Origin of the sequence: Flavobacterium sp., assembly GCF_043773265.1 — a bacterium.
In the GTDB taxonomy this organism is placed as follows: Bacteria; Bacteroidota; Bacteroidia; order Flavobacteriales; family Flavobacteriaceae; genus Flavobacterium.
In genome coordinates this window covers 20,226-31,584 of the sequence record NZ_JAYVFH010000149.1, presented here as the reverse complement: position 1 = coordinate 31,584, position 11,359 = coordinate 20,226, and the positions used below count along the sequence as shown (strand labels likewise).

The window sequence follows — 11,359 nt, the reverse complement described above, 5'->3', positions numbered from 1 at the left end:
TTCAAGATTCTATCTTCAACTTCATTCTTCCAACTTCATTTTTTATTCTTCCATCTTCCATCTTCATTCTTCCATCTTCATTCTTCCATCTTCCTCATTTAAAACAATCCACCTTGAACATTCAATTTTACTTTACCTAAATGCTTGTATGCTTTTTCTGTAACTTCTCTTCCTCTTGGAGTTCTCATAATAAATCCTTCTTGAATCAAGAATGGTTCGTAAACTTCTTCTATGGTTTCACTACTTTCTGAAACTGCTGTAGCAAGTGTTGATAGTCCCACTGGACCACCTTTGAATTTATCAATAATTGTATTTAGAATTTTATTGTCCATTTCGTCTAAACCATGCGCATCAACATGCAATGCTTTTAGTGCAAAACGTGCAATTTCTATGTCTATATTTCCGTTCCCTTTTATTTGAGCAAAATCTCGTACTCTTCTTAAAAGTGCATTTGCAATTCTAGGAGTTCCACGACTTCTACCAGCTATTTCTATTGCTGCTTCCATGGTAATTGGCATTTTTAGAATTCCTGAACTTCTTTGAACAATGGTTGTTAATAGTTCTGTATTATAATATTGCAAACGGCTTTGAATTCCGAAACGTGCTCTCATTGGAGCAGTTAACAATCCTGAACGAGTTGTAGCGCCAACAAGTGTAAATGGACTTAAATTGATTTGAACAGTTCTAGCATTTGGACCAGATTCTATCATAATATCAATTTTAAAATCTTCCATTGCAGAATATAAATATTCTTCTACAATTGGACTTAAACGATGAATTTCGTCTATAAAAAGAACGTCTCTTTCTTCAAGATTTGTTAGCAACCCAGCTAAATCTCCTGGCTTATCAAGAACTGGACCAGATGTTATTTTTATTCCAACACCAAGTTCACTCGCCAAGATGTTTGCCAATGTAGTTTTTCCTAATCCTGGTGGACCATGAAAAAGTGTATGATCTAATGCTTCATTCCTTTGATTGGCAGCTTCAACAAATACTTTTAGATTGTCTAAAACTTGTTCTTGACCTGTAAAATCATCAAAAGAAAGTGGTCTTAATTTTTTTTCAAGATCGAGTTCTTCTGGATTATAATTAGAATTTGTAGGATCTAAATTTTCGTTCATAGTACAAATATATAACAAAGTTGGTTGTAAATAAAAATGCCTTTCAACAAGGAAAGGCATATTTATATTTATGTTTTAATTATTAATGGTGTAATACTTCTTCACCTTCTTTCATAGGAACATTTTGAGGCACAAAATCTTCGTCATGACCAGGTTTACTGTAATCATATGGCCATCTGTGTACTTCTGGAATTGCTCCAGGCCAGTTTCCGTGAATGTGTTCTATTGGAGCAGTCCATTCTAAAGTATTTGATCTCCATGGATTTTGAACTGTTTTCTTACCGTAGAACATGCTGTAGAAGAAATTCCATAGGAAAACAATTTGAAAAGCTCCACCAACTAATGCAAAAATTGTTATAATAACATTTACATTTTGCAAATCATCAAATAATGGAAAGTTAGTATTTGTATAATAACGTCTTGGTAAACCAGCCATTCCAATAAAGTGCATTGGAAAGAAAACTCCATAAGCACAAGTAGCTGTTACCCAAAAGTGAATATAACCAAGGTTTTTATTCAACATTCTTTTAAACATTTTTGGATACCAATGATAAATACCTGCAAACATTCCGTAAAGAGCAGAAATACCCATTACTAAGTGAAAGTGAGCAACTACAAAATAAGTATCGTGAACGTTAATATCTAAAGTACTATCTCCAAGAATAAGACCTGTTAAACCGCCAGTAATGAAAGTAGAAACTAATCCGATTGAAAATAACATTGCTGGATTTAATTGTAGGTTTCCTTTCCAAAGCGTTGTAATATAATTAAAAGCTTTTACGGCAGAAGGAATTGCAATTAATAATGTAGTAAAAGTAAATACAGAACCCAAGAAAGGATTCATTCCAGAAATAAACATATGATGTCCCCAAACAATTGTAGACAAAAATGCAATTGCAAGAATAGACATAATCATTGCTCTATATCCAAAAATTGGTTTACGAGAGTTGGTAGCAATTACTTCAGATGTTATTCCTAAAGCTGGAAGTAATACAATATAAACTTCTGGATGACCTAAAAACCAAAACAAGTGTTCAAATAATACTGGTGAACCACCTTGATAATTTAATACTTCTCCTGCAATATAAATGTCAGATAAAAAGAATGAAGTTCCAAAACCTCTATCCATAATCAACATTAAAGCTGCAGACAGTAAAACTGGAAAAGAAATAACACCAATTACAGCTGTTATGAAAAAAGCCCAAATTGTTAATGGAAGTCTAGTCATAGACATACCTTTAGTTCTTAAATTAATTACTGTTACAATATAATTTAATGAACCCATTAATGAAGATGCAATAAATATTGCCATTGATGTAAGCCACAGTGTCATTCCCATTCCAGAACCTGAAATTGCTTGAGGCAATGCGCTTAATGGTGGATAAACTGTCCATCCTGCAGATGCTGGTCCAGATTCTACAAATAATGAGCTAACCATAACAACACTTGAGGTAAAAAACAACCAATAGGAAACCATATTAAGGAAACCTGAAGCCATATCTCGAGCTCCACATTGAAGAGGTATTAGTAAATTACTAAAAGTACCACTCAAAGCGGCAGTTAATACAAAGAAAACCATAATAGTTCCATGTATTGTAACAAGAGCAAGATAAGTTTCATTATTCATTACTCCACCTGGAGCCATTCTTTCACCTAAAAAGAAACTAAATAATTTGAATGATTCTTCTGGCCAAGCCAATTGCATTCTAAAAAGCATTGACATTCCAACACCAATCAATCCCATTACTATACCAGTAATTAGATATTGTTTAGCAATCATTTTGTGGTCTATACTAAATATATATTTAGTGATAAACGTATCTTTATGATGGTGCTCTTCGTGGTGATCGTGTTCGTTGTGATCGTGTTCGTGACTCATTGCTATATTTAAATATAAATTTTTATTTTATTTTTTTATTTCGACTTGTGCAACTGTAGTTGAATCTTTTTTCACTATAGTTGTGTCTTTAGTTCCTTTTGTTTCTTCGGTTGCCTCAGGTGTTGCGTTTGAAGTTTTTACAGCTTGAACTAGTGTTGGCTTATCTTTTAACCATGTTTTAAATTCTTGAGGTGTATCAATAACAATTTTCATTTGCATATTATAATGTGAAGCTCCGCAAATTTTATTACACAACAACAAATAGTCAAATGTATAAGGGTCTAAACCAGTCTTTCCTTCTGCAATAAGTTTTAAACTTTTTTTCTGTCTTATTGCATTAATATTTGATACTTTTTCAATCATATCATCACTCTCTCTCATTTCAGTAGTTGTAACAGTTGGAATAAAAGAAAATTGAGTTACCATTCCGGGAACACAATTCATTTGTGCTCTAAAGTGTGGCATGTATGCAGAGTGAAGTACATCTTGAGAACGTATTTTAAAAAGAACACGTTTTCCTTTTGGTAAGTGCAATTCATTAACAACAATATCGTCTTGTGCATTTGGATCTGCTAAATCTACACCAACAGTGTTTACTCCTTCAATGTATCTAACATTTGCTTTTCCTAGTACATTATCTGATCCTGAATATCTAGCTTCCCAACCAAATTGTTTTGCATACAATTCAACAACCATAGTATTATTGTCTTTTTCGTCAACAAACATAATATCTGTCCAAGCGTAAAGTCCATAAAATATTAAAACCGCCAAAACAATAGCTGGAATAGAACTCCAAATGAATTCTAATCTATTATTGTCTGCAAAATATAAAGCTGTTTGACCTTTTCTTCCTCTATATTTAAATGCAAAATAATGAAGCAATGCTTGAGTTATTGTTTGAACTACGAAAATCAATAACATTGAAATCCACATTAATTGATCTAAATCTTTACCATGTTCTGAAGCAGAATTATCCATCATAGGAAAATGTCCATACTCAACAATACAAAAAATAGTTGTTAGATAAATAAAAATTAAAAACGCAAACATTAAGTAACCATTTACTTTATTGTCAGTATCATTTGCAACTTGAGAGTCGTCTGATGATTTTCCTACTTGAGTAAGGTCAAAAATTTTAGTTAATTGCCAAATAGCAATTGATAATAATACTAAAACTATGATAACTAAAAAACTATTCATTTGTTTTTTACTTTAAATATTAATAATGAAAATGTTTACTTTCTTCAATAAATGGATTACGTTTTGGAGTAAGTGGCACTTTGGTTAAAGCGTTGAATACTACAAATATGAATAATCCTAAGAAAAATAATAAAGAACTTATTTCTGAAACACCAATATACCATTGTTCACCAACTGTAGATGGCATAATCATATTAAAGAAATCAATATAGTGACCTAATAAAATTACAATTCCTGCAAATACAATAATTCCTGCAATTCTTTTAAAATCGGTATTTATTAATACTAATATTGGAAAAACAAAATTCATAACTACTGCACCAAAGAACGGCAAATTAAAATGTTCAATTCTTGTTTTAAAATAAGTTACTTCTTCTGGAATATTTGAATACCAAATTAACATAAATTGAGAAAACCATAAGTATGTCCAGAAAACACTAATTCCAAACATAAATTTAGATAAATCATGAATATGACTTGAATTTACATTTTCTAAATATCCTTTAGATTTTAGATATAAAGTAACTAGAGAAATAGTTGTAATTCCGCTTACGAAGAAACTTGCAAAAACATACCATCCAAATAATGTACTGAACCAGTGTGGATCAACTGACATAATCCAATCCCAAGCCATAATTGATTCTGTAACAATAAAGAACACTAAAAATCCAGCAGAAAGTTTAAAATTCTTTTTGTAAAAAGAGTTATCATTAGCTTCATCTTGAGCTAAACAATTTTTTCTTGATAAGTATCTATATAAATTCCAACCTAATAAGAAAATTGCTGCTCTTGACAACCAGAATGCAACATTTAAATATCCTGATTTTCCTGCTATTAAAGCATCATAGTTTTCATGTCCAACTTCTGTAACACCTTCTTTCATCCATATAAATAAATGATTAACATGAAAACCAGAAAGTAATAATAATATGAAGAAAATTATAGATGCAACTGGTAAATATGCTGTAATTCCTTGCATAACTCGAAATAAAACTGGTGACCAACCTGCTTGAGCCACTTGCTGAATTGCATAAAATGCTAAAACACCTAGTGATATTAATAAAAAGAAAATACAAGCAACATATAATGCAGCCCAAGGTTTATTTTGTAATTGATGAAATACATGCTCTACATGTTCTTTATGCTCAGCTTTTTCATCAATTTCTGCAACTTTGTGCGCTTCTTCTTTATCCATTTTTTCTACTAAAGCTAAATCTAAAGTAGTAGTATCTGTTTTTGTTGAGTCTTCAGTAATTTCCATGTTATGTGAAACTACATGTTTTAAAGAATCATTTTCTTCATGAGCCATAACTGGATCAGCTTCGTGTGAAGTAGTTTTGTGATCAACTACTTCTGCGTTATGTGAACCATGTTGACTTTCGGCAACAATTTTTTCTACCTCTTCTATAGTTTTTGGAGCAGATAAAAAACCATACACAATACCAACTAATCCTAAAATCATTAGAATAATCGCTGTGGTTTTTAATTTTTTTGAAAATGTATACATATCTATATAACTATCTGTTTATTATCTAAATTATTGATTTTTAAGTTTAAGAACATGTTCGGCAACCATCCATCTTTCTTTAGAACTTAATTGATTAGCATGTGAACCCATTGAGTTTAAACCATAAGTAATTACATGATAAATACTTCCTTTAGTAATTTGTCTGTCTTTATAACTTGGAACGCCTAGAAATTTTTCTTGTTTTACTAATTTTCCTTTACCGTCTCCAGCTGTACCATGACATATTGCACAATAAATTGTAAACAATTCTTCGGCTTTTTTCATATCAACGGTTGATGAATCTAGAGGAGAATTTGTTATCAATTTAGATGAATTGTAAGCTTCTGTAGTATTTGGCAAATCATAAGGTACAAAACCTCTTTTTATTGATCCATTTGCAGGAAGTTGTCCTTCTTTACCATTTAATCCTGTTGGAGATTTAAAAGCATTCGATTCTGAATAGGTTTCGTATGCCACAGATTCGTACATATTTGGCATGTACTGATAGTTAGGTTTCAAATCATCTTTACAAGAAGAAAATGAAATTACTAATGCGAATAGTGCTGCTATTTTAATTAAACTTTTCATATCTAGTTTTAATGCTTATCTATTACTTTAACTTCAATTGCTCCGGTACTTTTAAGAAAAGAAGTTAATTCGTCTTCATTATTATTTACTGATACTTCCATTAAAAAATGGTCATCTGTTGTTCTAACATCAGGATTTTCAGCTTCTTTAAATGGCCATAATCTACTTCTCATATAAAAAGTAATAACCATTAAGTGAGCGGCAAAGAAAACTGTCATTTCAAACATAACCGGAACAAAGGCAGGCATGTTTTGAATATAACTCATACTTGGTTTTCCTCCAATATCTTGAGGCCAATCAGTAATCATTATAAAATTCATCATAATTGTTGCAACTGCTAGACCAATACAACCATAAATAAAAGCGCAAATTGCTAGTCGTGTTGGCGCCAAACCCATTGCTTTATCTAATCCGTGTACTGGAAAAGGAGTAAAAACCTCTTCAATATGGTGATGTGCTTTTCTGGTTTGCTTTACAGCATCCATTAAAATATCATCATCATTGTATATAGCGTGTATAACTTTATTACTACTCATAATAAATATTAATGTTTTTCTGAATGATTGTTATCTTCTATTTCTCTTTGTCTTTTATAATTTTGTCCAGAAGATTTTAAAATTGTTTTAACCTCTGCTTGTGCAATTACTGGGAATGTTCTAGCATATAATAAAAACAACACAAAGAAAAATCCTATAGTTCCAATAAAAATTCCAATATCTACGAATGTTGGTTGAAACATTGTCCATGATGACGGAAGGTAATCACGATGTAAAGATGTTACAATGATTACAAAACGCTCAAACCACATTCCAATATTTACAACAATTGAAATTATAAAAGAGAACATTATACTAGTTCTTAATTTTTTAAACCACATAAATTGAGGTGAAAAAACATTGCATGTCATCATAGACCAATATGCCCACCAGTATGGACCAGTTGCTCTGTTCAAGAAAGCATATTGTTCATATTCTACACCAGAATACCATGCTACAAATAACTCTGTAATATAAGCTACACCAACAATTGAACCCGTAATCATGATTACAATGTTCATCAATTCGATATGCTGAATGGTGATATAAGCTTCTAGTTTAGATACTTTTCTCATAATAATAAGTAAAGTATTTACCATTGCAAATCCAGAAAAAACTGCTCCTGCAACGAAGTATGGTGGAAAAATTGTTGTATGCCAACCTGGAATTACAGAAGTAGCAAAGTCAAAAGATACAATTGTGTGTACCGAAAGTACAAGTGGAGTTGCTAAACCTGCCAAAACAAGAGAAACTTCTTCAAAACGCTGCCAATCTTTAGCTCTTCCACTCCATCCAAAACTTAATATTGAATATACTTTTTTTGTAAATGGAGTAACAGCTCTATCTCTTAACATTGCAAAATCTGGTAATAAACCTGTCCACCAGAAAACTAATGAAACCGAAAGATAGGTAGAGATTGCAAATACGTCCCAAAGTAATGGTGAGTTAAAGTTAACCCATAAAGACCCTAATTGATTCGGAATTGGAACAACCCAATATGCTAACCATGGTCTACCCATGTGGATAATTGGAAATAAACCTGCTTGAATAACAGAAAAAATTGTCATTGCTTCTGCAGAACGGTTAATAGCCATTCTCCATCGTTGACGGAATAATAAAAGTACGGCAGAAATAAGTGTTCCTGCATGACCAATTCCAACCCACCATACAAAATTGGTAATATCCCAAGCCCAACCTACAGTTTTATTTAATCCCCAAGTACCAATACCTGTTGAAATTGTATAAACTATACAACCAATTCCCCAAAGGAAAGCTGCTAATGCGATAGAAAATACAGTCCACCACTGTTTGTTTGCTCTACCTTCTACAGGTGCAGCTACATCTACGGTTATATCATGATAACTTTTATCACCTATAACTAAGGGTTTTCTAATGGGTGCTTCGTAATGAGACGACATAATCCTTTATATTGTTTCTTGATTAATTATATATTTCTAACTTTCACTTGATAAACCACATTTGGTTTTGTACCAACACTTTCCAACAAATGGTAAGCTCTTTTATCTTCTGCAAGTAAAGCAATTGTATTTTCTTTATTATTTACATCTCCAAACATCATTGCTCCAGTTGAACATGCACTTGAACATGCTGTTTGAAATTCATCAACTCCAACTTCTCTTCCTTCTCTTTTGGCTGTTAAAATTGTTAATTGTGTTTTTTGAATACACATTGAACATTTTTCCATTACTCCACGAGAACGAACATTTACATCTGGGTTAACAACCATACGACCTAAATCATCATTCATATGATAATTAAATTCATCGTTTTTAGCATATAAGAACCAGTTAAAACGACGTACTTTATATGGACAGTTATTAGCACAATATCTTGTTCCAACACATCTATTATAAGCCATGTGGTTTTGACCTTGACGACTATGTGATGTAGCAGCAACTGGACAAACTGTTTCACAAGGTGCGTGATTACAATGCTGACACATTACTGGTTGAAAAACAACTTGAGGATTATCCGCTGGATTCTCCATTTGTCCAAATCCGCTTAGCGAACCTTTTTCTCCTGTTAATCCATCAAAATCATCTTTTTTCTTATTATCTCCAGCAAATGTATCTTCTGATGAATAATATCTATCAATACGCAACCAATGCATATCACGACTTCTTCTTACTTCAGATTTTCCAACTACAGGAACATTATTTTCTGCGTGGCAAGCTATAACACAAGCACCACAACCAGTACAAGCATTTAAATCTATTGAAAGATTAAAATGATGACCTACAGAGCGATCAAAAGACTCCCATAAATCTACCGATGTTGCAGGAACTTCTTTATGATCTAGTGAAACCATTGGAACAGGATTCCAAATTTGAGGTTCGTTATATTTTGCTTTAAATACTTCTAAGGTAGTTTCTTTTACAATATCACCTCTACCCATTAAGGTTTTTTGAGACTGAACACTTGCAAACTCATGTTCTCCATCTGCTTTGACAATTTGTGCAGATTGAACATTTTTGAAATTATTATATACTAAATAGGCATTGACTCCAACTTGCATTTCTTCTTTTAATGAAGCTTTTTTTCCGTATCCTAATGCTAATCCTATTGTTCCTTTTGCTTGACCTGGTTGAATAATTACTGGAGCAGTTATTTTAGTATTTCCAACAGTTACTGTTGCATAACTACCATTTAATCCTCCATTAGCAACAATTTCGTTTTCTAATTTTAATTTTTCAGCATCAAATTTTGAAACTGTTAAATAATTGTCCCATGAAACTCTTGTAATTGGATCTGGAAATTCTTGTAACCAAGGATTATTAGCTTGTTGACCATCACCTAATCCTGTTGTTGTATATAGTACTAATTCATAACTAGAAGATGGATTTGATTTAGCTAGAGCATTTGCTGCAGCACTATAATCGGCTGTTCCTCCAGAAATACTTGATGTAGCACCAACATATATTCCATCATGAACTAATTGATTCCAGGTAAGTCCAGAAACAGAACCTCCTATATTAGATTTTAAATAATCATAATAAGAACCAGAAATTCCATTTAATGACAATAAAACATCTTGAAATTGTTTTGTATTAAATAATGGACGAATTGTAGGTTGCGTTAAAGAATAGGTTCCTTTTGTCAAACTATGGTCATTCCAAGATTCTAAATAATGTGGAACAGCAGCTGCTATAGTTGTTAAAGAAGCAGTTTCATCTTCTTTTAATGAAAAAGCAACTGATAATTTTGTATTTTTTAATCCAGAAATAAAAGCTGCGCTATTGGCTAAAGTATAGGCAGGATTTACACCACTCATTATAATCGTATGAATTTTTTTAGAATTCATATCAGCAATTAACTGAGTTATTTTTTCGTTAGAACCTTTTCTTATTTGTCTAGTTCCAGCAGTTAAGAATGTTTCGCTTTTTAAAACTTGATTTATTGCAATTACTAATAGTTGAGCGTTTTTATCTTGAATTCCAGAAACTAAAAGTCCTTTGCTTCCTGCATCATTTAATTGCTTTGCAGCTTTCATTACGGCTTCATCAAAATCTTTATCTAAAAAATTTGGAACTGATGAACCTGTAATAATATTGTATATTTTTACTAAAGCTTGTTTTTGATTAGCTTCAGACATTGCAATTCTTTTATCGGCAGAAGCACCAGATAATGTCATGTTTGATTCAAACTGAAAATGCTTAGACATCATTCCGTTTTGAGGAATTCTTCCTTTAGCATAACCTGAATCAAAACCTCCACCTTGCCAATCTCCTAAGAAATCTGCTCCGACAGAAACAATTGTATTTGCTTTTGAAAAATCTAAATCGGCTAATGCTCTTTCTCCATAAACACTTTCAAATGCGTCTAATGCTGCAGATTCTGATACAGCATCATATATAATGTGTTGTGTATTTGGATTCTTGGCAATAAAATCTGCAATTAATTTTTCTGTAGATGGACTTGCTAATGTGTTTGTTAATAAAACAATTTGACCATTTTTGGCTTTAGCATCAATTAAACTTGCTTTAATTCTTGCATCAACCTCAGACCAATTTGAACTTTTAGCGTCAATCGTTGGGTTTTTCAAACGCATATTATCATATAATGACAATACTGAAGCATGAACTCTAGCGTTAGCAGTAAATTTTGCTCCAGCTATAGTATTGTTTTCAATTTTAATTGGACGACCTTCTCTTGTTTTTACTAAAAGATTTGCAAAATCAAAACCATCAAACATTGTAGTTGCATAATAATCTGCAATTCCAGGAATAATTTGTTCTGGTTGAACTACATATGGTATTGATTTGTGTACTGGACCTTCACAAGCAGCCAAAGTTGCAGCTGCTGTGCTGAAACCAACATACTTTAAAAAATCACGACGAGTAGTTGATGATGATGACAAAGACGCAGCGTCTCCTAAAAATTCATTTGTTGGAATTTCTTCAACAAATTCGTTATTTCTAAGCGTCTCAACAATAGAACTATTTTCGTTTAGTTCTTCAACACTTTTCCAGTATTTTTTGTTTGATGACATATTGTATATAAAAATTAG

Annotated in this window: 8 protein-coding genes; all 8 read right to left on the bottom strand. The window is 32.0% G+C overall.

Translation table 11 applies throughout. The annotated features are described in order from the left end of the window. Positions 1-98 precede the first annotated feature (98 nt). Positions 99-1,121, bottom strand: coding sequence for a Holliday junction branch migration DNA helicase RuvB (ruvB, locus tag ACH2BO_RS08140; RefSeq protein WP_395044247.1), 1,023 nt, complete (start codon positions 1,119-1,121; stop codon positions 99-101). Between the two features lie 82 nt (positions 1,122-1,203). Next, a complete protein-coding gene (locus ACH2BO_RS08135) occupies positions 1,204-3,000 on the bottom strand; it encodes a cbb3-type cytochrome c oxidase subunit I (protein WP_395044246.1) in 1,797 nt (598 codons plus the stop codon). A gap of 27 nt (positions 3,001-3,027) precedes the next feature. Next, on the bottom strand, positions 3,028-4,200 hold the full coding sequence (locus tag ACH2BO_RS08130) for a cytochrome c oxidase subunit II (protein ID WP_395044245.1): 1,173 nt from the start codon (positions 4,198-4,200) through the stop codon (positions 3,028-3,030). A 19-nt stretch (positions 4,201-4,219) separates the two neighbouring features. Then, positions 4,220-5,707 (bottom strand): quinol:cytochrome C oxidoreductase, encoded by a 1,488-nt coding sequence (locus ACH2BO_RS08125; RefSeq protein WP_395044244.1) that lies wholly within the window; start codon positions 5,705-5,707, stop codon positions 4,220-4,222. 30 nt (positions 5,708-5,737) lie between these two features. Beyond that, positions 5,738-6,295 carry a c-type cytochrome gene (locus tag ACH2BO_RS08120; RefSeq protein WP_395044243.1) on the bottom strand — a complete coding sequence of 186 codons (558 nt, stop codon included), beginning with the start codon at positions 6,293-6,295 and terminating at the stop codon, positions 5,738-5,740. An 8-nt stretch (positions 6,296-6,303) separates the two neighbouring features. Further along, positions 6,304-6,831 carry a DUF3341 domain-containing protein gene (locus ACH2BO_RS08115; RefSeq protein ID WP_395044242.1) on the bottom strand — a complete coding sequence of 176 codons (528 nt, stop codon included), beginning with the start codon at positions 6,829-6,831 and terminating at the stop codon, positions 6,304-6,306. A gap of 8 nt (positions 6,832-6,839) precedes the next feature. Continuing rightward, positions 6,840-8,249 (bottom strand): NrfD/PsrC family molybdoenzyme membrane anchor subunit, encoded by a 1,410-nt coding sequence (nrfD, locus tag ACH2BO_RS08110; RefSeq protein ID WP_395044241.1) that lies wholly within the window; start codon positions 8,247-8,249, stop codon positions 6,840-6,842. 26 nt (positions 8,250-8,275) lie between these two features. Continuing rightward, entirely contained in the window at positions 8,276-11,341 is a 3,066-nt protein-coding gene (locus tag ACH2BO_RS08105; protein WP_395044240.1) for a TAT-variant-translocated molybdopterin oxidoreductase, read from the bottom strand. Between the last annotated feature and the right edge of the window lie 18 nt (positions 11,342-11,359).

Bases quoted from the DNA above. Each gene is read 5' to 3' on its own strand.
- ACH2BO_RS08135 (WP_395044246.1), bottom strand. From the start codon at position 3,000: ATGAGTCACGAACACGATCACAACGAACACGATCACCACGAAGAGCAC.
- ACH2BO_RS08125 (WP_395044244.1), bottom strand. From the start codon at position 5,707: ATGTATACATTTTCAAAAAAATTAAAAACCACAGCGATTATTCTAATG.
- ACH2BO_RS08120 (WP_395044243.1), bottom strand. From the start codon at position 6,295: ATGAAAAGTTTAATTAAAATAGCAGCACTATTCGCATTAGTAATTTCA.
- ruvB (WP_395044247.1), bottom strand. From the start codon at position 1,121: ATGAACGAAAATTTAGATCCTACAAATTCTAATTATAATCCAGAAGAA.
- ACH2BO_RS08130 (WP_395044245.1), bottom strand. From the start codon at position 4,200: ATGAATAGTTTTTTAGTTATCATAGTTTTAGTATTATTATCAATTGCT.
- ACH2BO_RS08115 (WP_395044242.1), bottom strand. From the start codon at position 6,831: ATGAGTAGTAATAAAGTTATACACGCTATATACAATGATGATGATATT.
- nrfD (WP_395044241.1), bottom strand. From the start codon at position 8,249: ATGTCGTCTCATTACGAAGCACCCATTAGAAAACCCTTAGTTATAGGT.
- ACH2BO_RS08105 (WP_395044240.1), bottom strand. From the start codon at position 11,341: ATGTCATCAAACAAAAAATACTGGAAAAGTGTTGAAGAACTAAACGAA.